Below are 22,096 nucleotides of genomic sequence, written 5' to 3'. Positions count from 1 at the left end.
CTATTTATTGTAATAATTCAGAAGCCTCTTCTATTAATGACTGCATTAAAGTGGAGGCTTTTTTATGCTTTAAAAGTGGTGCAATCTGACCAGACCAGAAGAACACCAGATCATTCTTTTGCTGTTCCAAAGCTGCTTTTCTTAACGCACCCATAAAATGCGTCTGCAAAGGAAAAGGAAGTGTCTTGTCCGTTGCGGCCAATAGATCTCTTGTTATTTTTGTAGTAATTCCACGTCCTAATCTTCCGGTATAGGCTCTGGAAAGCGTAGTGGATTTAGCCGCGTCAGAAAATAAAAACTCTTTGTGTATCGGTAATGCTCCGGATTCTTCAGTTGCCAGAAAAGCAGTTCCGATTTGTACAGCATCAGCTCCCAGTTTGAAAGCACCAGCAATTCCACGGCCGTTGGCAATTCCTCCGGCAGCCACTACAGGGATTTTTACACGGTCTTTAATTAATTGAATCAAAGCAAAAGTTCCCGTTGTAGAAAGTTCTGCCTGATCCAGAAACGAAGGTCTGTGTCCTCCGCTTTCAAAACCGGAAGCAACTATAACATCCACGCCTGTTTTTTCCAGAGCAATTGCCTCATCAAGCGTCGTTGCATTTCCCAACACAACAGTTCCCTGACGATGAAGATCTTCGATGAGGTTTTCACCAAGCAGTCCAAACATAAAGCTGAAAACTTTAGGTTTAATATCCAAAACAACATCCAGCTGATTTTGAAATCTTGATTCAAAAGAGAGTGGCGGTGCAGGAATATCCGTTTGCAAAAGATCAAAATAAGGTTGGAAAGTCTCAACCGCCTTTTGATATTGCTCTTTTGTATGTTCTTCGTCAATGATATCGTGATCACTTACCCAGAGATTAAGATTGTAAGGTTTGCCCGTTTTGGATTGTATAGCTTTGTGAACATCATAGATTTCCTGCGGTGATAACGTATACGCTCCAAAACCTCCCAATCCGCCAAAATTGCTCACCGTAGTTGTCAGTTCAACAGTAGAAAGACCTCCGCCAAAAGGTCCTTGCAGGATAGGATATTCAATTCCTAATAATTCCGTAATTCTATTTTTATTCCACATGATGGTATTGGTTTTTATTAAAAATCTGAATTAAGGTTGTACATGGGTCAATGTCTTGTTGATAATCAGCCATTTTCCATCTATATGATTGAAAGTTATGAAATTATAATAATTAAAATCATACATTCTGACGTTTAATTTTGCGACAGCAATTGAATTAATGATGTCAATGGAAATAATTTCACTTTTAAAACCCTTTCCTGATTTCTCTGGGCTTACACGGTTTCCAACACCTTCAATATACTGTTCTGCTGTTTTGAAATACGGAACTCCGTTAACGTCTCCGAAAAGCAAAGCGCCTTTATAAAAAGCTTTGGTAAGAAGTTCCGTATTTCCTTCATAAATTCCTTTGAAATAATAATTCTCTATGACATTTCTTATTTCAGTCTCTGAGGTCTGATTGGTTTTCATATCCTTTAGATTTTGTGCAAGGCCGCTCAACGGAAAGCTGAGCAGCCATGCTATAATTAATGATAGTTTCATGATAAATGATGCCCTGCACCCATTCCTCCGTCTACATTGATGATGGCTCCGGAAATTAATTTGTTTTTGGCAATCGCATGAATCATCTGAGCAACTTCTTCCGGCTCTCCGATACGATTGATCAGATGAATTCCTGAATTGTTGTCAAGATCTGCACCATGCATCGGAGTTCTGATCAATCCCGGCGCAACGGTATTGACTCTGATATTATCTTTTCCAAACTCTGCAGCCAGTTGTAAAGTTAGTGCATGAATTGCTCCTTTGCTGGAAATCGGTGCAGTAGAAGGAGATTCTGCAATTGCGTGATACACCAATGGCGTTCCTACATTGATTACCACACCGTCTTTTTGTTTGATCATCTGAGGAATAACAGCCTGTGTAGTAAAGAATGTTCCTTTTAAATTGGTGGTTAAAAAACGGTCCAGATAGTCTTCTGTAACGTCCAGAAATGGTTTGTTTTCATAGATTCCTGCATTATTGATAAGAACATCAACAGATCCGAATCTTTCTAAAGCTGTTTGAACCAGCGTTTCTCCGGTTGCTTTATCTGAAACATTTCCGGCAACCATCGCCAGATTTTCTCCGGCTCCCAATTCATGGTACACTTCTTCTAATTTGGTGGCAGTTTGTGAATTAATGATGACATTATCGCCTCTGTCTAAGAAATAACGGGCGGTTTCCAATCCTATTCCTGAAGAAGCTCCTGTTATAATTATGATTTGTTTTTTCATTATTGATTTATTTTTTTTTCTGTTGAAAATCCCTGTTCTTTTAACACTGAAACCTGTTCTCCGGCATATCCCCAGTTATCATCTTCAATTTCATTGATGACAATATGCGTTAAATGAGGATCTTTATTCAAAACTGAAGTTACAGCTTCACTTATTTTTCTGATTAATTGTTGTTTCGTTTCGCGGGTAAGATCTTCGCGAAGCACCTCTACTTTGATGAATGGCATGATGGTAAATTTTTAAAATTATTTGAATTAATAAGCTTCCGCAACAAGATGGATGTTGAGGTCAAAATTGTTGTAGATCAATGTGTCACCAAGATTGGTAAAGAAATTAGACGATCTGAATTTGATATTGAACTTTGTCCTGTCAATTACAATCTTGCTTTTAAGAACAGCTGTATTATCTGTTTTTGTAATCTCCAGGCTGGTATCGATAGGATGTGTAATTCCTTTTATGGTAAGGTCTCCTTTTACATAATAAAGATTTTCAGCACCCGGTTCTGCATGTGTAATTTCGAAATAAGCTTCAGGAAACTGTTCAGAATTAAAGAAATCATCAGAAGCCAGATGATTGGCAAACTGTGTGTTGGTTTCAGCATCCTCAATGTCAAGGATTTTGATGGCTCGGGTATCAATGATAAACTTTCCGGAAACCGGTTTTCCTTCTCCGAATGTAAAGTTGCCTTCTTTTACATCAATTGTTCCGTTGTGAGCGCCGGTTACTTTTCTCCCGATCCATTCTATAGTACTATTTTCTTTATTGACTTTAAAATTTTTTGTGTCCATTTTTATTGGGTTTAAATATTGACACAAAGTTCAGCCGATCGAAAGAAAAAGTTACGTGATGTACCTCACAAAATAGAGGAGGAGCTCAATCGTTTTTAAAGAGGTTGATTATTGATGCAGTCTGCTCAATGTTTCTCTGGTTACTCCCAGATAAGAAGCAATCAGATGCTTTGGAACCAGGTTGTACAACTGAGGGTACATGGATAGAAGTTCTTCATACCGGAATTTGGCGTCATTATTCATGAAAGAAAGCAAACGTTTTTGTGTAGCTACGTATCCTTTATTGGTTCTCCATCGGAAGAAATGTTCAACCTCATGAATTTCATTACAAATTTTTTCCCTGTCTTCGTTGGAAATAGAAAGGATTGTGGCATTGGTGATGCAGTCTACATTGATGGTGGCTCTTGTTTTACTGTAAAGCGCATCAAAATCGGTCACCCACCACGTAGGCATCGCAAACTGGAGGATAAACATTTTCATGCTGTCATTAAGATAAAAGGCTTTCAAACAGCCTTCCAGAACAAAATATTCATGATTCACAAAATCACCTTCCGAGATGAGATTTTGCCCTTTCTTTAAACTAATCAGATTAAAATGCCCAAAAACATAATCCAGCTGCTCTTCCGTGAGAGAAGTAAATTTTGAAATGTGATCCTTTAATATTTCTTTAGAATTAACCATGATGTGTAATGAATATTCAAAAATAAGTCTTTTTCAGAATAATTTTAATCTTTAAAAAAATATACTGGCTTATGCTTGACTCCCTGTGAATTATATTCTAAATCTTACATTTATTTTTCCTATATTTAAACAGACACCCACAAATTGTTTTTAACAAAACAGGATTTGTAACGACATATTAATAAAAATTAAAACTATGGGTATATATTTAGCGCCCGTTATTTTCTTCGGGCTTATCATTTTATTCGCTTCGTTTTTTGTGGTTAAGCAGGAAACAGCGGCGATTATTGAACGTTTCGGGAAATTCAGGGCTGTAAAACATTCCGGTCTTCATCTTAAATTGCCAATCATAGATCAGATTGCAAAAAGACTGAATTTGAGAATTCAGCAACTGGATGTAATGATTGACACAAAAACATTGGACAACGTTTTCATCAAAATGAAAATCTCTGTTCAGTATCAGGTTATCAGAAGTCAGGTGGGAGATGCTTATTATCGTTTGGAAAATCCTGAGAATCAAATTACTTCATTTGTTTTTGATGTCGTAAGAGCAGAAGTTCCAAAGCTGAAACTGGATGATGTTTTTGTAAGAAAAGACGATGTGGCAATTGCTGTGAAAGGTGAACTTCAGGAAGCGATGAACAGTTATGGATATGATATTATCAAAGCTTTGGTAACGGATATTGATCCGGATGAACAGGTGAAACATGCGATGAACAGAATCAATGCTGCAGAAAGAGAAAAAACAGCTGCAGAATATGAGTCTGAAGCACAAAGAATCCGTATTGTAGCCGTTGCAAAAGCAGAAGCTGAATCTAAAAAGTTACAAGGTCAGGGGATTGCCGATCAAAGAAGAGAAATTGCAAAAGGACTTGAAGAGTCTGTAAGAATGCTGAATAATGTGGATATCAACTCTCATGAAGCCTCTGCACTTATCGTGGTGACACAGCATTATGATACTTTACATTCGGTGGGAGCAAGTAACAGAAGTAATCTTGTCCTTCTTCCGAATTCACCTACCGCAGCAAGCGGAATGCTGAACGATCTTGTTGTTGCTATGACAACAGCAAACACGGTAGGAGAAGCTACTAAAGGAAAATATCCCGATCCTCCACAAAAAGAAACCGGATTTTAAGATAGAAAGGAAAATGAAGATATAATGGTTAACTTTTCCGGATTGACCAAAAGTAACTTCTGACTTCATTCTTCCAGCTTCCAACATAAAAAAAGTTCCTGAAATTTTCAGGAACTTTTTTTATTAATTATTTCTTCGTTTTAGAAACCTGTTCTACCAATGTATATTTGATTGAAGAAGCATCTGCCGGAGGATTTTCAATTTTTTCTGTTTTTACTTTTAAAACATATTCGTAACCCGGCTCATAAGTAAAGCCTTCAATGTGGCTGTAGAAATTTGTCCAGTCTGCAGAAGCACTTTCTTTTACCTGCATGCATTGCATACGGCCAGCTCCAGCAGAACACTCTACGGTTTGTGGTCCTACGATAATTGTTTTTTCATTGGCTGCCAGTTCTTTCTTTTTTGTCTTAGAAACCTGCTTTACCAAGGTGTATTTTATGGAAGATGCATCAGCTGGCGGATTGGCAATTTTTTCCGTTTTTACCTTTAAAACATATTCATACCCCGGTTCATAAGTAAATCCTTCGATATTGCTGTAGAAATTCGTCCAGTTTCCGGAACCATTTTCTTTTACCTGCAGACATTTCATAGGTGCTACTCCTGTACAATCTGCTGTTTGTGGTCCTACGATGAAAGTTTTTTCATCTCCTGCGGATGCATTGGCTGTGGTTGTACATTGCGTCATTGCGAATAATGCTAATGCGGGAGCTGCCCCTTTTAGAATTGTTGCTATACTTTTCATAAACTTGATTTTCCCCTTACCTCGCAATTACCATGCCGAAGTTCGCTTTCCTGAATTGTAGTACTTCTGCTATTGCTTTTTACTTTTTTAATCATTTAATTTGAATTTCTTAAACACTAACCACAAAACATAATTCTTATAATAAATATGGAAAATCAAATGCAAGTTGAAAATTACAGGATTCAAAAACCTGAAATGTGGGCAGGAAATATCGGGGATGAGGAAATAAAAAGCCGAATCAAAGACTCCGAATTTGCCAAAAGACAAATTGATGAAGGTCGTGATTACTGCTACTTTTTGGATAAAAAATACTACACAAGCAACACTGAAAACAGTGAGTATGTTTGCATGGCCTATACTCTGAACGAACCGGGAAACCTGGAAAGGGCTTCTGCTTCTGATGTGATTGTAGAGGAGAATGAAGTTTACCAGATTCACAGAATCAGTGTGTTGAGAGACGGAGTACTGATTGATAAAATTCCGGATACGAAAATTAAGGTTCTTGACAGTGAGAACCAAAGCAGTGGTGGAGTCTTGAGCAGTAATAAAAAAATCAATATTACTATTAAAGATCTCAGACTGTATGATGTGTTGATTTTAGAAGATTCAAGAATCAAAGAATTTACAGACCGCGATTTTCTGAGAAAGGAATTCTCAAAATATGTCTGGGTAAGTCCTGATAATTATTGGGCTTATGGTAGCTTTAAATTCACGTTTATCAATGAGCGTGAACAAACTATTGCTTACAAAAAAACATTTTTCAGAGATGAACAGAGCAATGTTCTTGAACCGGAAATCAATCATCTGAAAAAAGGAGAACGGTTCGTCATTGAAGAAGAAAATTACATCAATCCTGTAGATTCAGGACGTGAAATTTTCCCTTATATAGATTTTGCTACCGAAAGTAACTGGAAAGACCTTTCTAACTATATTGTACCGATCTATGAGGAGATTTTCAATAAATCTTCTTTACAGGATTTTGCTCCGAACCTGATTGAAAAACTGGATGCCATTCCTGATCAGGACGAAAAACTGCAGTTTGCCATAGAATATGTTCAGAACCATATCTATTACATCTTCAATGCAGATGAAATGAATGGACATAAACCACAGGAACCGTCAGTAACTTATGAAAATAAACAGGGAGATTGTAAGGCAAAATCCGTTTTGTTAAAAGTAATCCTTGATTATATTGGAGTGGATGCATCTGTAGTGCTGGTGAATTTTAATACAGATTATTATATTAAATACTACCTTCCTTCATTATTAAACTTTAATCACGTGGTGGTAAAAGTAAATTATAAAGGCGGAGAATATTTCATTGATGCTACTATCCGTGATGAATTCGGATTGATTGAAAACAGAGGATTCATCTATTTTATGCATTATCTGGAAGTGAAAAGAGATCAGGAACTTCAGGTGAGAAAATCGTATAAATTCCCTTATTTCTGCATTAATGAAAGAGTTGATTTAACTGCTCAGGGCAATACCGGAAAACTTACTTTGTCAACCACTTACAAAGGAAACAGAGCTAATGCTATGAGAAGGTATTTTAAAAGTACCAATAAAAGAGAAATCATAGACAGCTGGAACAGTTTCCTTTTCTATGCACTCAATTATTCAGGTGACCGTAATGGTACAGATGTCCGAAATGTATTCAAAGATGCTGCTATTGACGTAGTAAGTGATGATAAGAAACTGAATGAAGTAAAGATTCAGTATACCGCTGCCATTGATAATCCTTATTTTGTAGATCCACAGAAAAACCGTTTTCTGATGTATTTTGACCGAAATGTGGTCAAGGCAAGTGCAAGAGATTTCATCCATAAAGATTTACCGTTCTGGCATAATTTCGACAGTGAGAAATATGAAATTAACCTGCATACAGATCAGAAAATTGATACTGAAGAAAAATATACGGTTCAGGAAAGTACAATAGCGAATCCGTATTTTGATTATAAAAGCCGTAAAAAAGTGAACAAGAACGGGGCAAGTGTGAATATTGAATATAATCCTCTGATCAATCTTGAAATTCCGCAAAGTGAGTTTGAACAATTCAGAACAGATCATCATACTGTTGCCGACAGTAATTTCGGACTGGGAATAGACATCATTGAACCAGGACTGATGAATATGCTTAAGTTCAGCTTTAAAAAGAAATTTAAATAGAGCATTAAATTCAAAGTTCAAAGTTTAATGTTTAAAGTTTAATGTTTCGGGGGGGGGGGGGGGCGCCCCCCCCCCCATTTTTTTTTTTTTTTTTTTATTTTTTTTTGGGGGGGGGGCCCCCCCCCCCCCCCCCCCGAAACATTTTATTCTAATAATATTCATTGATAATCAATTTAAAAGTACAATTTTATATATGAACAGGATAATGGTTGTGGGATTTTGTGTTGCAGTTTCCTCATTTGTTAAAGCGCAGAGTTTAACCAAAGAAAATGTTACAGGATTCTGGAAACTGAAGGAAGCCGGGTTTTATGAAGGGAAAAAGAAAGTGGTAAAAGAATTTGATAACTGCCGTTTGATGAGAAATTATGCGATCAGGGAAGATGGTTTTGCCATTTACAACTATGTAGAAGGAAAAACAGGAGATTGCAGTCCTTCCGAACCAAGACTTTCTTTTTGGAGGATTATAGAAAACAGAATCCAGTTTTATGTGGATGACCAAAACATTCTGGAAGAAGTAGAAGTGACTTTGAATAATGATAAAACGATAACATTTTCAAGTTATATCCCTAAAAAGACAAAAGTGAATGGTGATGCTCTTGCTGAAAAAATAGTAAACACCGTTCACTATGATATCCTTGAGAAACAATATTGATTATAAATAGTAAATTTTTTGATGTATGAATTATGTAACGCTAATCTATCTTCTGAATATTGTACTCTATGCCATGTATTTCTTTGGAAGAACCGGAAGTGAGGTTGAGACGTCCGGCATTGATTATATGGTTTCCGGAATTTTATCCCTCTTTCTGATCTTTGCAGGATACCTGAATGCCAAAAAAGGAATGATTTACAGAACTGTGCTGTGGGTGTTTTTTGTGAATGTACTGTTATTTGCTTGTTCCGGTTTGTTTGACCAGTTTGGAAGTCATTTCAATATCCTTTCTACCAGCAACAGTGATAGTTTTCTTTTTTCACTGGCTCTTCTTGCTTATAATGGATATCTTTTTCCTTTAACGGTTATTCTTGACGGCTCAGGCCTGGCTTTGATAGTTCCGGTTGTATTATCATTTATTCTGCCTTCATTGGGATATCTGATAGGGAAGAAACTTCATCAGAATAAACAGAATTCTACCGACGTGTAGTCATTGCGAACCGAAGGTGAAGCAATCTCAATCGAAAAGTAAAGATTGGAAAACGTAAAGGCGCAAGTATTATTAGAGGGAATGCTTTTAAGGCGCAAAGATTTTATCTCCGATAAAATTTCAAAAGTCTGTTTTGTCATTCCGGGCAGAGCAAGGAATCTAAAGTTTAAAATTCTTTCGCAGATTGAGCAAATTAAGCAGATGATAGTGAAAAATCTGCGAAATCTCCACAATCTGCGAGAAAAATAATATCGTCATTTGCAGAAATCTCATATTGTGCGAAGTCGAAATGCTCTTACTCCTTCAAAACTAAAAAAAGAAAAGAAACACAAGGCTATTCCTGTTTCTGAGGCTGATTATTAGAGGTGAAGAATTTCTGTTTACCGATTAAAAGTTCAAAAAACAGTCTGAAATCTGAAATGAGAGACCACAAAGGATATTTAAAAGTAGCCGGTTTATTCTTCTCAATCACCGCATGACTGAACCAGGCAAATCCATAGCCTACGATCGGAATGTACCATAGAAATCTTTCTTTTCCGGAACTGATGACATACCATATAACGAAAAACACGAGAAATGTTCCGATAAAATGGAATATGCGTGTGCCTGTTTTACTATGTTCAGTAAGATAGAACTGGTAAAACTCTCTGTATGTTTTGATTCTTTCGGCCATGGTAATCTAGTTTGTTGATTCTATTGAAGTTAAAGCAATAATGCTGCCGATTTTTAAGAGAGGTTGAAAAAGAAAAAGGCAAAACAGCGAATCAGTCTCTCCATCGGGATTAACCTCTTTGCTATTTTGCCTTTCCGCAATGGTATTGATTGCTTATTTAGCTGTCTTTTAATTCTTTTCCAAGCTTACTGTTTTTGTATCCGTAGCAGAAATAAATAACCATACCGATCAGGAACCACATTCCGAACCAGAACCAGTTCTCATGGCTCATTCCTGTAAGAAGGTATAGACATGAACTTAATCCAATCAGTGGAATTAATGATAAATTCTTGATAAAAGCTACAACGCATAGGATCAGGTTGATGATAATAAAGAAGAAAATAGAAGCTCTGAATTCTCCTTCATTAGGATCTGACCAGTTCATCAGATTGTCAAAAAACTCCGGCTGCCATTTGTAGAAAGCCAGCAAACCACCAATGAAAATAACAGGGAAAATGATTTTTCCGTTCACGTAAGGAAGGTGGAATCTTCCTTTTATTTTCTCTTTAGCCGGAAGCATAAGCACTCCTGCACACACCAGTACAAAGGCGAAAATAGTTCCGATACTTGTAAAATCAAGGATGAAAGTTTTATCTGTAAACAGGATAGGAATACCTACTACAATTCCTGTAACAATAGTGGCGTATGATGGTGTTTTATACTTAGGATGTACTTTTTGGAATCTCTGAGGCATCAGTCCGTCACGGCTCATAGCATACCAGATTCTCGGCTGTCCCATCTGGAAAACCAATAATACAGTAGTAATGGCAACAATCGCTACGAAGGAAACCACAAGCTCCATCCAGGCTACATTAGCATTTGTTTTTTCAAAGATGAAGGAAAGCGGATCTCCAACACCGTCAAATTTCTTGTAATCTACCATTCCTGTCAATACAAGCGTTAATGCAATATAGATCACAGTACACAATACAAGAGAGATAATCATTCCTTTTGGTAAGGTCTTCTGCGGATCTTTAGTCTCTTCAGAAAGAACACTTAAAGCATCAAATCCGATATAAGCAAAGAATACTCCTGATACGGCACTCATTACTCCTGCAAAACCATTCGGCATGAAGGATGGTGTTCCCGTTGTAGGGCTTACTGGAGTCCAGTTTTCAGTATTGATATAAGAGAAACCCACCAGAATAACTAATAGAATTACTCCCAGTTTTAAGATAACCAAAGAGTTGTTGAAGTTTTTACTTTCTTTTACTCCTACATAACAAAGCCATGTAATCAAACCGTTAATAACCAATGCCGGAATATCTACAATGAATTTCAAACTTCCGATTAATGGAGCTGTTTTCCAGGCATTTAATAATTCCTTGTTTTCAGAACCATATTGAACAGCTTTTCTCGCTTCAGTATAACTGCAGGTCAGATAATCAGGGATATGCATTCCGAGACGGCCTAGGAAACTGGTGAAATAATCCGACCAGGAGAAGGCTACGTAAATATTCCCGAAAGAATACTCCATGATCAGAGCCCAGCCAATTACCCAGGCAATAAGTTCTCCGAAACTGGCGTAGGCATATGTGTAAGCAGAACCTGCGGTAGGAATTCTGCTGGCAAATTCAGCGTAGCATAAAGCGGTAAACCCGCAGGCAAACCCGCAAATCAAATATAGTAGAATAACACCGGGACCACCTCTGAAAACGGCTTCTCCTAAACTGCTGAAACTTCCAGCTCCTATAATGGCCGCAATACCAAAAAATACAATGTCCCATACACCTAAGACTCTTAAAAGTCCTGTTGAAGTATCTGTATCTGAATAGATTTTTCTTCTAAAAAGTTGACTCATTCAATAACTATATTTGATTTGAAAAAAAGCAAATGTAATGATTTTTTATTTTGATGTTAACAGTTGTTAAGAACATTTGGGTAAAAATGCTCAAACAAAAGGCTTTAGTCTTTATAAACAGGGATTTCCACGTAGCTGTCGTTGTACCATTTTATCTCTAAAGGTTCCCCGGAATCCTTAATCGTTTCATCACTTACATCTTTACCGGAACCATAATTGATCTGCCAGTTGGGACTTTTATTCACTCCGACCAATAACAGGAGTTTACTTCCTTTTTCTATCTTTTTACTCATGAAATAGGAATTGTTAATCGGAATCTGTTCCGTTTTATTGGGTTCAAGAAGCTGTCTTTGTTCATTGTTTTTCGCATAGCTGGCTCTCACAATATGAGTGGATAGAAGAGAGGATTTTCCATCCGGTTGAATCTGATACAGGTAAGTATCCGTGTCAAAATCTTTTTTATTGATGGAAACATTGAAGACTCCGGAAAGATTTCCACTCATGATGATATCCTTGTCAAGAACTTCACTTTCAAAAGCGACAGAATTTGTCATTTTTATGCTGTCTTTTTTACTGACTTTGTAATAAGTGTCTTTCTGATCTCTGTTTTTAAGATCAACAATTTGTGTTGTGAAGGTCTTGTTTTCAGGTTTATTAAATACAGAAGATGTATTTTTTTTGTCCTGAAGGTAAAATTTCAAAGAAGAATTATGCATTTTATCAAGATCAGCCACATGTTTCCATGTATTCGTATTCATTACCTGAAAATTGATTCTGTCTTTTAAAATTTCCGGTTTTTGACCTCCTTTAAGAATATAGTCAAACCATGAGAAAGCAAGATCATCAATACTGATTCTTGCCGCAGGATCAATAGGATTTCCATTCACGTAAGTAAAACCGAAACTTTGGGCTCCTCCATGATTATACGGGCCTATAACCAGATAATGATCTGCATTTTTATTGTACAGATGATGTTGTTTAAAATAATACAGCGCGCCAATCTGATCATCATCATAATATCCCGTTGTCGTCAGGATAGGAATATTGATTTTAGAAAAATCCTCTTTGTAAGGAACCATTTTCTGCCAATACTGATCATATCCCGGATGATCCAGCCATCGCTGGAATATTTTGCTTGGTTTACCGCTTATTGTATCTAAAGACCTGAACGCTTTTCCGCTTTTGTACCATTTTGTATAGATAGAATCCCATTTTACAGCATTGGCGAAATCAGCCTCGTCCGTAAGTTTGTTATTGGTCACATACTGTATCCACTGAAGCATGTAGCTCATGAAGATATTATTCTGAGCCGGATAATCGACCCCGATACCAACGGCAACCTGAGGAACGATCGTCTTTAATGCGGGATGCAGTTTTTTTACCGCTCCCCATTGGCTGAAACCTAAGTAACTTCCGCCAATCATTCCTACTTTTCCATTGCACCAGGGTTGTTTGCTTACCCAGTCTATGACATCATAAAGATCTTCAGATTCATGTTCAAAAGGATTATTCACATTATTGCTGTTTCTCTTACCTCTCGTATTGACAACAGCTCCTACATAATTATAAATAGCGGCTCTCTTTCCGAAGAATTCATCAAAAGGACCTGCGTAGATATTATTGGTAAGAATAACGGGAAGCGGAGTAGTGTCTCCTTTTTTTCTGACAATGGTAATTGTTAAAGTATTTCCGTTTTTTAATTTAAGATCTCTGGTTTCAATAATGAATTTTTCTCTGTCTTTTGAAGCCAGGAGCTGCATCACCTGAGGTTTTATACCGGAATAGGTTTTATAACTTAAATAGCTTTTGCATAGAGCAAGGGCTGTCCTGTAATCAATACTGTCTTTGTCTTTTTGTTTGTCCAGTACTTTCTTCAATTGCTTTTTAGATTCTCGTACATCCCCGTCAAGAGCAATTCCTAGTCTGGGAATCGTTTTTTCCAAAAGGCTTTCATATTTTTTATTAAATACTTTTTGAAGGGCATTGGAAAATGAGGTGTTGTTTTCTTTTTGCTCCATTTTCGCAAATGTATACAGTTCAAATCCGATATATCTGTAGTCTCCCATATTGTTATCGGCAAAGAGCTTCCGGTTTTCGGAAAGGGAAATCAGCGAATTTTTATAATCCTGAGCCACGATCTGCAGACGGAAAAGATTGTCCATAAGATCAACGGTGTTTTCCGGTTTGTATTTCGCTGATTGAAGATGAGGAATCACTTGTTGTGCAAGTCCTGGAATCTGTTTTTCCAATATAACAGAGTCATTTACAGCTGTCTTTGGAAAATAAAACTTTTGTGCCTGCAGGAGGTTGACAAAAATTAATGCTAAAAGAATCTTAAATTTCATGAGATGGTGTGTTTATGGTATGTTTTTAGCTGCTGTTGAAAAAGTATCAAATTAAAATGTGTTTTTGATAACTGTTTATTAAAATTGTTTACATTTTATCAAACGAAAGTAGTAAATTTTATCATTGTATGGTGAGAAAATTTAGATTGTTATGAAATAAGAATTAACAGCCATTAACACTGTTAAAACTTGCTTAAACAATAAGTTTTTAATATTTTCGTTAACTTATTTAGACTAATTTTCTTATATCAAGAAGAATGAAATCAAAAAAAATACTTTTAGCGGCTGCTGTAATTTATTTCGGAATCTCCGATGCTCAACAGTCTCAATATTTTACCCAGAAAGAAAATTACAGGTTCAATCTAGCCGAAAATCTTTATCAGACTAAAATATACAATGCTTCTCAATACGAATACGCAAGACAATACTTCTACAATCAGAATTTGTCCCGTTCGAAAAAAGAAGCTGCGCAGTTTTTTGATAATGTAATTGGTGTGATTCTTCAGAAAAATCATGCTGAAGATGGGTTAACGGCTTTTATGAAAGAATATCCTAATTCTGCTTATTTTGCGCAGGCTAATCTTCCGTTGGCAGATTACTATTTAGCAAAAAAAGATTTCGACAAAGCACTGGAAACTTTGAAAAAAGTGAATCAGTATCAGCTTTCGAAGGAGGAAAATACCCAGTATATTCTTAAGCTTGGATATGCCAAATTCATGACGGGCGATTCTAAAGGAGCAACTGATGCCCTTGAAGAGGCTTATAAAACAGCAGATCAGTCTCAAAAAGGAGATATTGCTTATATGCTTGGGCATTTGTATTATAGCAACAGACAAAGTGATAAAGCTTTCCAGTATTTTGATTCGATAAAGGATCAGGATAAGTTCTCCAAGTTGGTACGTCCTTATTATGTGCAGATGTATTATAATGATAAGAACTACGATCAGGCGATCACGGAAGGAAATGCTCTGTTAAACGAAAATATTTCAGATTCTTATAAAGCAGAAGTTCATAAGATCATTGGGGAGAGTTATTTCATGAAGAATGATTATACTTCTGCCTACCCACATTTAAAAGATTATCTGAGTGTACAGCAAAATCCATCAGAAAACGATTTGTATGAGATGGGATTTGTGGCTGCACAGCTTAAAAAATATGATGAAGCGGTTTCTTATTACAACCAGCTTTTGAACAGCAATTCTGCTTTGGCTCAAAATGCTTACTATCAGTTAGGAAATGCTTATCTGGCTGTAGATAAAAAACAGGAAGCTCTTTCTGCATTCCGTTCTTCTTATCAGATGGATTATGATGCGAAAGTGAAAAAGCTGGCCCATGAGCAGTACGCTAAATTAAGTTATGATATCGGTAACCCGTTTGAAAGTCCTTCTGCGGTCATCCAAAGTTATATCAACGAAAATCAGAATGGAGCCAATGCCACAGAAATGAGGTCATTATTGGTGAAATCTTATCTGTATTCCGGAAACTATAAAGAAACGCTGAATGCGATTGACAGATTGCAGAGCTCGACTCCTGAGATCAACAAAGTAGATCAGGAGGTTTCTTATTTATTGGGGACTGAAGAATTCAATAAAGGAAATTATGATGAAGCGGAGAAATATTTCTTAAGAAGTCTTGGTTTCAATATCAATAAAGAATTCAACAGCAGAGCTTTATACTGGCTGGCACAGGTGTATTACCAGAAAGGAAATTATCCTTCTGCCATTGTACGTTATGAAAAGCTTCTTACTGAAAACTTCCCTGAAAAACAGCAGCTGCCTTATGATTTAGGATATGCTTATTTTAAATCCAAGAAATTTGATCAGGCTGCTACGTATTTCAAACAATATCTTGCCAATCCGAAACCGGAATTTAAAAATGATGCAGAACTTCGTCTTGCAGATATTCATTATGCAAACAATGACCTGAACGAAGCGATTGCCATTTATGATAAAAATGAAGATGCTACGGATTATACTTTGTACCAAAAAGCAATGGCTTTAGGATTCAAAGGAGATACACAGGCAAAGATTACCAACCTTAAAAACCTATTATCAAAATATCCGGATTCCGAATATTACGATGATGCTCAATACGAAATAGGAACGGCTTATGCTGCTCAGGATGATTTTGCAAACTCTAATGATTATTTCGGAAAAGTAATCAAAGGTTCTTCTGACAAGGATCTGATTGCAAACGCATCTATCTACAGAGCACAGAATTATATCGACCAGAATCAGAATGATAAAGCGCTTTCTGAACTGAAATCTCTGGGTGAGCAGTATAAAAATACAGCGTATGCTCAGAAAGTTGTTCAGGCTGCTAAACCTATCTTCACGAAAAACGGTGATGTTTCAGGATATGAAACTTTCGCGAGAAATATTGGGGTGAATGTAGATGCTGCTGAAATTGATGAAATCAACTTATCTACAGGAAAGCAGTTGTTCGCGAAGAAAGATTATAAGAATGCAATTTCTTACTACGAAAAGTATCTGACACAGAATCCGACAGGTGAAGGATTGTACCAGGCTAAGTACGAATTAGGAGAAAGTTATTATCAGACTAATAATTCAACTAAAGCTTTACTTGTGCTTCAGGAAGTTGCTGGAATTCAGAACGATTACCAGGATGATGCACAAACTCGTTTAGTTCAAATCTTTATTGCACAGGGGAATACTGCAGAAGCTAAAAAGTACCTTGAAGGCATTAAAAACTCTTCCAATATCAGCATTAAAAACTATGCGAATGTAGAGTTGATGAAACTATATGCGGAAGAAAATAATTTCTCTGAAGCGGAAAAATTAGCCAATGCTGTCATTGCTAATTCTAAAAACTCAGCAGCCGTTATTGAAACTGCGAAAGTAATCAAGGCAAGAAGTCTGATGAACTCCGGAAAAGATAAAGAGGCACAAGCTGCTTATGTTTCCCTTGAAAAATCATCCAATACTTCGGTAGCTGCAGAAGCTTTATATGCTAAAGCGTATTATCAGAACAAAGGGAAAGCTTTCAAGTCATCTAATGAAACAATCTTTAAGCTTGCCAACAACTATGCTTCGGAAGAGTTCTGGGGAGCAAAAGCGTTGGTATTGATGGCGAAAAACTATATCGGTCTGAAAGACAACTATCAGGCAAGTTATACCTGTGATCAGATCATTGCGAACTACAAGGATTTCCCTGAGATCGTAGCAGAAGCTAAAGAAGTTAAAAAGCAGATTAAGAAATAAGAAATGAAGGTGTTTAAAGTTGCCATATATTCTTTTTTAATTTCAGGTTCTCTCTGGAGCTGCATTCCTTCATACAGTGCATATCCAAAGGAATATAACCATGCAAAAGCTGATTTCAAAAAGCAAAAAGCTTTTGTGGTGAATAAGGATCTTGGGGAAGAATTTAAAATTTTAAAACATTCTGATATTTATGAAATTGTAGAAGACAGTACTAATGCAGCTAAGATCACGCTGCATCCCATGACGACGCGTACTCCTCCCTGCGGAAAACCAATGATTGGAAGTATGCTCACCGTTGGATTATTGCCTTCAGGATTTCCGTATGATATTTCTTATAGCTATGATGTAGCTGAGAACAGTACAACGAAAAATTATCAATACAAATTACAAGTTTATCAAAGCCTTTGGCTGTTTAATATATTCAGACTGGGGAGAACTTTTACAAAACAGTCAGGGAAAGCTTTATTAGGCAACTACATTGCTTCCAATAAATAAAAGCCCGTTATATATTTTTTTCAAATAAAGAAAATATGAACAAGAAAATTCAATTATTATCCATATTATTTTTAGGGTTCTCGTCGGTGGCGTTTTCCCAGATCAAGGAGGAAAAACTGGTTCTTAACAAAAAGAGAGAGCCGGAAGTGAAGAAGATTGAGAAGAAGAAAACTTCTGTGGAAACCATCAAGAATTATCCGCCGGAAGAGAAATCGCAGACTCCTGTGAAGTATAACATCACGGATGTTCCTGCTGTTTCAGACTTCAAAACTTCAACCATTCAGGGGGAAGATGTGGCTCCAAAATTTGACGGAACGGCTCAGAATAACTATTTCCAGTTTGGAATGGGTAATTACGGGAAAGTTCTGGTAGACGGAAACGTTTCAAAAACTCTTGAAAATAAGCTTGAAGTAGGTGCAGATGTTCATGTTCTTTCCACGAATGGTCTTAAAAAAGATTACGACTGGAAATCCGGGCAGACTTCGGCTAATATCGGAGCTTTCTTAAACTCTTATGGTGAAAAGGGGAAATTTAACCTTAATGCTGAATATGGTTTAGACAGCTATAATTATTATGGAATCTACGCTATGCAGCCTACCGGTGAACTTGATCTGAAACAAAAAGTAAATCAGTTTAAAGTAAACGGATACTATGATTTTTATTCCAATGAAATCTTAAATGATGTAAGGGTAAAATCATCATTCCTGAAAGATCATTTTGATGCTTCAGAAAACCAGGTTTCCATCCTTGCCAATTTCTCTAAACATGCGGTTGAATTAGGAAAATCAGGAATCAACCTGAATGCAGATCTTGGAGTAGGTTTAGATGCGGTGAAGACAGATTTTGCGATCAGAGATAAAAATTCTTCCAATTTCTTCAATACCAGCCTGACTCCGAAAGTGACGTTCAGAAAAGGAGATTCTTACTTGACATTAGGATCTTCATTCTCTTTCCTGAATGCTAAAAACTCCAATGATCAATTAGAACAGCAAAAAAACAATAAAACATATTGGTTCCCGCAGGCGGAGTTCCAGTTTGCTGCGGCAAAAGAATTTAAATTCTACGGAGGGGTAGACGGAGGTCTGAAGCTGAATACTTATGGAGATATGCTGCAGACGAATCCATTCATCCTTTCTGACCAGTTTTTAAAGCCAACAGAGACGAAATATCATTTTTATGTAGGATTGAGAGGAGATATCGATGAAACGTTGAAATACGACTTCTCTGCAGGTTATGGAAAGATGAGAGATATTATGTTCTTTAAAGCCAATGGCCTTTTTGATAATACATCTGTTAACCGTTCCGCATATAATTTTGCTAATACATTCTCTGCTGTTTATGATGACGGAAATGTAAGCGATATTAAAGGTAGTGTACAGTATTTCCCATTGGCTAATCTGATTATTGATGGGGAGCTAAGGTTTACGAAGTATGATCTTAAGAACTACGACAACATTTATAACGTTCCTTTATTCAATGCGAGCATCGGGGCAAAATATACAATGCTTGACAAGAAGTTATTGCTAGGATTCAAAGGGATCTTTGCAAGTGACAGAACGACAAACTCTTATGCGATTGAAGGAGTAGGTGCTCCGAATGTAATCTTCCAATCTACGGAGAATACGAATGATAAAGTGGGTGGTTATGCTGATTTAAATCTTTCTGCAGAGTATAAAATTCACAAAAATTTCAGTATTTTCGCACTCGGAAATAATCTTCTGAGCTCAAAATACCAGACGTACAAAGGATATAAAGTCCTGGGTGCACAGATTCTGGGAGGTGTGAAAATTACTTTCTAAAAGGTAGAATATAGGATAGAATTAAAAGGCTCAACACCTATTATCTAATTCCTATCATCTGCTACCTGGAATAGGCTGCATAGTTTAATGGATAGAACTTCGGATTTCGGCTCCGACAGTGAGGGTTCGAATCCTTCTGCGGTCACAAATCGCCTTATTAATAGGGCGATTTTTTTATTTCACCCCCAAAAATAGCCCCAATTCATAATAATGGCTCATGCCTTATTGATAATTATAATCTTTATTTTTTATTGTCATTCTTCTGTCGTTATCTGTAATTCCTTTCTCTTTCATAGATTTACTATCTCAACAACACCTAGGAACATCAAACAATATTGAGAAATATTACAAACAAAATTTACACAACTATAATTTATATCTACAGAAATGTTTTGTTATTGTTAATGTATCATTATAAATTGCACCATACAACAGACTCATTTTTTATTTGAGTTTTCATGGTTATTAGTTTTTTTTATCCTCGGAGAGATCTGGGGATTTTTTTATGGATTATTTTTCAATATAGAATTAGACGTTTCTATAATATATTGCCAGGTCAATGTAGAAATCAACAAGAGAACTTCTGTTGTTGATATCATCTTTAAGAGTGTATCATAGGTTCAGAATGAAAATATATTTTATCACTATAATTATATCAAAATCAATATTTTAAAATAATTATGTCCATTTTGATGGTATCTATGTCGTATGCTGCAGCGTATTGATAAGGTATCTGTAGCGTATATTATTTCTTTATTTCAGCTTAAAATAAGATCAATTTTACCACTCAATTCCGATGAGGTGAAAATGTATTTTAAGAACAGTAGTTATAAGTTGAAAAAGGCATCAGGTATGCTTCTTTTGCTATGTTCTTTTTGTAATATGTATGCTCAATTATACATTGGAAAAGACTGCGATCTCAATATCAAAGACAGTATTCTTTTTCTGAAAGAAAGAAAAGACAGTCTGGTTTCATTATATATTAAAGACTTCACTACAGTATATCATCCGGAACAAATTTCCAATATCAAAGTGGTTGAGCTTTCTTCTTTATCAAAATCACAACAGACCTTTTTTGCTAAAACAGTAAAGAAAGCTGACAGCAAAAAAGCAGCAAAAAAAGCACTGAAATCGACTTCTGAACAGAAAATTTATATAACAGAAAATAACAGCTCCAATATCATTTCTTATGATAAATCAGAAGATATTGCTATTATCATAACTAACACTTTTAAAGAAAAAAAAGGGGTATTACAGACTAAATATAAGATGTTTGCCCTATACAAAAATCAGGTTTTTCCAGAACAGGCTCTCAAAAGAGTGGTATACAAAAGGGCTTTTCTAACGGGAATACAGATTCGGCCTCCTCCTTTTTTTAAATCTATTTTATACTAAAATAACAGAAACACAAATTCAAAATATAGTAACTCAGGAAAAGAGTTACAAGACTCTTTTCCTTTTTCCAAAAATATCAAACAAAATGAAAAATAAATTTTATACAATCCTTGCCTTGGCAATTGGCTCATCAACTTTCGCTCAAGTAGGCGTCAATACGCAAAATCCACAAGGGGTTTTCAATATTGATGGTGGTAAAAACAATGCAGTCACAGGAACTCCTACAGCAGCACAACTAGCAAATGATTTTATCGTAACCTCATCAGGGGCTACAGGTATTGGTGCAGTTCCCGACGCATCTGCTATTTTGGAGCTTAATGTAAGCCAGCTTGCATCAGGGAGTCAAAAAGGATTTTTAGGTCCAAGAGTAGCTTTAACAGCGTATGACGATGCGGCTACAATTAATAGTCCTGCAGTTGGTTTATTGGTATACAACTTAGGAACAGCTGCCCTTACCTTTAAAGGATATGTCTATTGGGACGGAGCTCAATGGAAACCCTTGGATGGACGCTCATTACAGCAGGGTACAATAGGTACTTTGAATTGCACAAATGCTACTCTTGAGCCGCTTACCTATACCAGTGGTGTTCCTTTTGCAGGTACAATGTCAGTTCCCTATAAAGGAGGAAATGGAGGAATATACGCTGCACAAACTATAGGACCTGTAAATGGACTTACTGCAACTCTTCAACAGGGTAATTTTGCACAAGGCTCTGGTACTTTAAACTATACTATTTCCGGGACACCAACGGTTTCCAGTCCAAATACAACAACATTTCCTCTTTCAATCGGAGGACAAAGCTGTAGTGCAACAGTTGGTCTTGGAAAAGTACTTGCTCCCGGAGAATACCAGTTCTTTACCTATACATTACCAGCGACGTATGTAGGATTATTGAGTACATATATTGGCGGTACTTACGATGCTATTTTAGGACAAAAGATAAGATTGGATCTTAGTTTTACCAGTAGTTCCAATGTAGGTTCCGGAGGAGTTACCTACGTTCCTCGTTTGGTAAATGTTTTTGCTTCTAATATTAAAGTTTGGTATTCTGCCTTATCGAGTGTAAATAATTATCGCCGTGCTAATGTTTTACTCGCTCCGGGCGGTTACCTGCAAACAGATGACGGACTTTATCTTAACTGGGGAGACAATATGAATAGTACTTCAACAGCGATTACTGCAACCTCTGGTGATAGGACTGGATCTGATAATTCTCAGGAGATAGAAACAGTAGATTTACTTGTAGACGGAATTTGGTACAGAATAATAGTGTTTGTTTCTGTAGATAATTTAAATGATACTGATCCCAGTAATAACATCCGACGTGTCTTCATGACTGCGCAAAGAATGTCTGCCTATTGATTTGATATGAAAGTAT

19 protein-coding genes and 1 tRNA gene are annotated in these 22,096 nt (G+C 36.5%); 10 read left to right on the top strand and 10 right to left on the bottom strand.

The window, feature by feature from the left end:
* Positions 1 to 4: 4 nt before the first annotated feature.
* The 6 genes from NK356_RS09040 to NK356_RS09015 all read right to left on the bottom strand — a co-directional run bounded on the left by NK356_RS09040 (position 5) and on the right by NK356_RS09015 (position 3,761).
* Complete coding sequence (locus NK356_RS09040; RefSeq protein ID WP_253316788.1) at positions 5 to 1,078, bottom strand: nitronate monooxygenase family protein; 1,074 nt, start codon at positions 1,076 to 1,078, stop codon at positions 5 to 7.
* Between the two features lie 30 nt (positions 1,079 to 1,108).
* Entirely contained in the window at positions 1,109 to 1,561 is a 453-nt protein-coding gene (locus NK356_RS09035) for a nuclear transport factor 2 family protein (protein WP_034697077.1), read from the bottom strand.
* Positions 1,558 to 2,292, bottom strand: coding sequence for an SDR family NAD(P)-dependent oxidoreductase (locus NK356_RS09030; RefSeq protein WP_253316787.1), 735 nt, complete (start codon positions 2,290 to 2,292; stop codon positions 1,558 to 1,560). Before NK356_RS09030 ends, NK356_RS09035 begins: the two co-directional genes overlap by 4 nt.
* A complete protein-coding gene (locus tag NK356_RS09025) occupies positions 2,292 to 2,519 on the bottom strand; it encodes a 4-oxalocrotonate tautomerase family protein (RefSeq protein ID WP_034697079.1) in 228 nt (75 codons plus the stop codon). The genes NK356_RS09030 and NK356_RS09025 overlap by 1 nt, the downstream gene beginning before the upstream one ends.
* 27 nt (positions 2,520 to 2,546) lie before the next feature.
* On the bottom strand, positions 2,547 to 3,080 hold the full coding sequence (locus tag NK356_RS09020; RefSeq protein ID WP_253316786.1) for a YceI family protein: 534 nt from the start codon (positions 3,078 to 3,080) through the stop codon (positions 2,547 to 2,549).
* A 108-nt stretch (positions 3,081 to 3,188) separates the two neighbouring features.
* Positions 3,189 to 3,761, bottom strand: coding sequence for a Crp/Fnr family transcriptional regulator (locus NK356_RS09015; protein WP_253316785.1), 573 nt, complete (start codon positions 3,759 to 3,761; stop codon positions 3,189 to 3,191).
* Between the two features lie 196 nt (positions 3,762 to 3,957).
* On the opposite strand from NK356_RS09015, the gene NK356_RS09010 reads away from it, so the two are divergent.
* On the top strand, positions 3,958 to 4,896 hold the full coding sequence (locus NK356_RS09010; protein ID WP_034697083.1) for an SPFH domain-containing protein: 939 nt from the start codon (positions 3,958 to 3,960) through the stop codon (positions 4,894 to 4,896).
* A gap of 127 nt (positions 4,897 to 5,023) precedes the next feature.
* Here the strand turns inward: NK356_RS09010 and NK356_RS09005 are convergent, their stop codons facing one another.
* Positions 5,024 to 5,638, bottom strand: a complete 615-nt coding sequence (locus NK356_RS09005) for a DUF4377 domain-containing protein (RefSeq protein WP_253316784.1) — start codon at positions 5,636 to 5,638, stop codon at positions 5,024 to 5,026.
* Positions 5,639 to 5,785: 147 nt separating this feature from the next.
* Between NK356_RS09005 and NK356_RS09000 the strand changes: the two genes are divergently transcribed.
* The 3 genes from NK356_RS09000 to NK356_RS08990 all read left to right on the top strand — a co-directional run bounded on the left by NK356_RS09000 (position 5,786) and on the right by NK356_RS08990 (position 8,949).
* Entirely contained in the window at positions 5,786 to 7,807 is a 2,022-nt protein-coding gene (locus NK356_RS09000; protein ID WP_253316783.1) for a DUF3857 domain-containing protein, read from the top strand.
* A gap of 193 nt (positions 7,808 to 8,000) precedes the next feature.
* Positions 8,001 to 8,459, top strand: coding sequence for a lipocalin family protein (locus tag NK356_RS08995; RefSeq protein ID WP_253316782.1), 459 nt, complete (start codon positions 8,001 to 8,003; stop codon positions 8,457 to 8,459).
* Between the two features lie 25 nt (positions 8,460 to 8,484).
* Positions 8,485 to 8,949, top strand: a complete 465-nt coding sequence (locus NK356_RS08990; protein WP_253316781.1) for a hypothetical protein — start codon at positions 8,485 to 8,487, stop codon at positions 8,947 to 8,949.
* Positions 8,950 to 9,283: 334 nt separating this feature from the next.
* On the opposite strand, the gene NK356_RS08985 is transcribed toward NK356_RS08990, so the two are convergent.
* The 3 genes from NK356_RS08985 to NK356_RS08975 form a co-directional block, all read right to left on the bottom strand.
* Positions 9,284 to 9,622, bottom strand: coding sequence for a DUF962 domain-containing protein (locus NK356_RS08985; protein ID WP_034697086.1), 339 nt, complete (start codon positions 9,620 to 9,622; stop codon positions 9,284 to 9,286).
* Between the two features lie 157 nt (positions 9,623 to 9,779).
* Positions 9,780 to 11,462, bottom strand: coding sequence for an APC family permease (locus NK356_RS08980; protein WP_034697088.1), 1,683 nt, complete (start codon positions 11,460 to 11,462; stop codon positions 9,780 to 9,782).
* Between the two features lie 104 nt (positions 11,463 to 11,566).
* Positions 11,567 to 13,807, bottom strand: coding sequence for a CocE/NonD family hydrolase (locus NK356_RS08975; RefSeq protein WP_253316780.1), 2,241 nt, complete (start codon positions 13,805 to 13,807; stop codon positions 11,567 to 11,569).
* Between the two features lie 257 nt (positions 13,808 to 14,064).
* On the opposite strand from NK356_RS08975, the gene NK356_RS08970 reads away from it, so the two are divergent.
* From NK356_RS08970 to NK356_RS08945, 6 genes are all read left to right on the top strand, one after another.
* On the top strand, positions 14,065 to 17,028 hold the full coding sequence (locus tag NK356_RS08970) for a tetratricopeptide repeat protein (protein ID WP_253316779.1): 2,964 nt from the start codon (positions 14,065 to 14,067) through the stop codon (positions 17,026 to 17,028).
* Positions 17,029 to 17,031: 3 nt separating this feature from the next.
* A complete protein-coding gene (locus NK356_RS08965; protein ID WP_253316778.1) occupies positions 17,032 to 17,523 on the top strand; it encodes a hypothetical protein in 492 nt (163 codons plus the stop codon).
* A 35-nt stretch (positions 17,524 to 17,558) separates the two neighbouring features.
* Positions 17,559 to 19,322: a TonB-dependent receptor gene (locus tag NK356_RS08960; protein WP_253316777.1), complete on the top strand. Its 1,764-nt coding sequence runs from the start codon at positions 17,559 to 17,561 to the stop codon at positions 19,320 to 19,322.
* A 73-nt stretch (positions 19,323 to 19,395) separates the two neighbouring features.
* Positions 19,396 to 19,467: transfer RNA gene (locus NK356_RS08955), tRNA-Arg, on the top strand.
* 563 nt (positions 19,468 to 20,030) lie between these two features.
* On the top strand, positions 20,031 to 20,717 hold the full coding sequence (locus tag NK356_RS08950) for a hypothetical protein (RefSeq protein WP_253316776.1): 687 nt from the start codon (positions 20,031 to 20,033) through the stop codon (positions 20,715 to 20,717).
* An 85-nt stretch (positions 20,718 to 20,802) separates the two neighbouring features.
* A complete protein-coding gene (locus NK356_RS08945) occupies positions 20,803 to 22,080 on the top strand; it encodes a hypothetical protein (RefSeq protein WP_253316775.1) in 1,278 nt (425 codons plus the stop codon).
* The last annotated feature ends 16 nt before the right edge of the window (positions 22,081 to 22,096 follow it).

The sequence above is a fragment of the Chryseobacterium sp. S0630 genome, assembly GCF_024158915.1.
In the GTDB taxonomy this organism is placed as follows: Bacteria; Bacteroidota; Bacteroidia; order Flavobacteriales; family Weeksellaceae; genus Chryseobacterium.
This window is presented reverse-complemented; position numbering and strand designations above follow the sequence as displayed.

What these genes read in the sequence shown, in the direction of transcription:
- NK356_RS09035 (WP_034697077.1), bottom strand. Translation starts at nt 1,561, where the DNA reads ATGAAACTATCATTAATTATAGCATGGCTGCTCAGCTTTCCGTTGAGC.
- NK356_RS08970 (WP_253316779.1), top strand. Translation starts at nt 14,065, where the DNA reads ATGAAATCAAAAAAAATACTTTTAGCGGCTGCTGTAATTTATTTCGGA.
- NK356_RS08960 (WP_253316777.1), top strand. Translation starts at nt 17,559, where the DNA reads ATGAACAAGAAAATTCAATTATTATCCATATTATTTTTAGGGTTCTCG.
- NK356_RS09015 (WP_253316785.1), bottom strand. Translation starts at nt 3,761, where the DNA reads ATGGTTAATTCTAAAGAAATATTAAAGGATCACATTTCAAAATTTACT.
- NK356_RS08950 (WP_253316776.1), top strand. Translation starts at nt 20,031, where the DNA reads ATGCTGCAGCGTATTGATAAGGTATCTGTAGCGTATATTATTTCTTTA.
- NK356_RS08990 (WP_253316781.1), top strand. Translation starts at nt 8,485, where the DNA reads ATGAATTATGTAACGCTAATCTATCTTCTGAATATTGTACTCTATGCC.
- NK356_RS08995 (WP_253316782.1), top strand. Translation starts at nt 8,001, where the DNA reads ATGAACAGGATAATGGTTGTGGGATTTTGTGTTGCAGTTTCCTCATTT.
- NK356_RS09000 (WP_253316783.1), top strand. Translation starts at nt 5,786, where the DNA reads ATGGAAAATCAAATGCAAGTTGAAAATTACAGGATTCAAAAACCTGAA.
- NK356_RS09020 (WP_253316786.1), bottom strand. Translation starts at nt 3,080, where the DNA reads ATGGACACAAAAAATTTTAAAGTCAATAAAGAAAATAGTACTATAGAA.
- NK356_RS08980 (WP_034697088.1), bottom strand. Translation starts at nt 11,462, where the DNA reads ATGAGTCAACTTTTTAGAAGAAAAATCTATTCAGATACAGATACTTCA.
- NK356_RS08965 (WP_253316778.1), top strand. Translation starts at nt 17,032, where the DNA reads ATGAAGGTGTTTAAAGTTGCCATATATTCTTTTTTAATTTCAGGTTCT.
- NK356_RS08945 (WP_253316775.1), top strand. Translation starts at nt 20,803, where the DNA reads ATGAAAAATAAATTTTATACAATCCTTGCCTTGGCAATTGGCTCATCA.
- NK356_RS09010 (WP_034697083.1), top strand. Translation starts at nt 3,958, where the DNA reads ATGGGTATATATTTAGCGCCCGTTATTTTCTTCGGGCTTATCATTTTA.
- NK356_RS09040 (WP_253316788.1), bottom strand. Translation starts at nt 1,078, where the DNA reads ATGTGGAATAAAAATAGAATTACGGAATTATTAGGAATTGAATATCCT.
- NK356_RS08975 (WP_253316780.1), bottom strand. Translation starts at nt 13,807, where the DNA reads ATGAAATTTAAGATTCTTTTAGCATTAATTTTTGTCAACCTCCTGCAG.
- NK356_RS09030 (WP_253316787.1), bottom strand. Translation starts at nt 2,292, where the DNA reads ATGAAAAAACAAATCATAATTATAACAGGAGCTTCTTCAGGAATAGGA.
- NK356_RS08985 (WP_034697086.1), bottom strand. Translation starts at nt 9,622, where the DNA reads ATGGCCGAAAGAATCAAAACATACAGAGAGTTTTACCAGTTCTATCTT.
- NK356_RS09005 (WP_253316784.1), bottom strand. Translation starts at nt 5,638, where the DNA reads ATGAAAAGTATAGCAACAATTCTAAAAGGGGCAGCTCCCGCATTAGCA.
- NK356_RS09025 (WP_034697079.1), bottom strand. Translation starts at nt 2,519, where the DNA reads ATGCCATTCATCAAAGTAGAGGTGCTTCGCGAAGATCTTACCCGCGAA.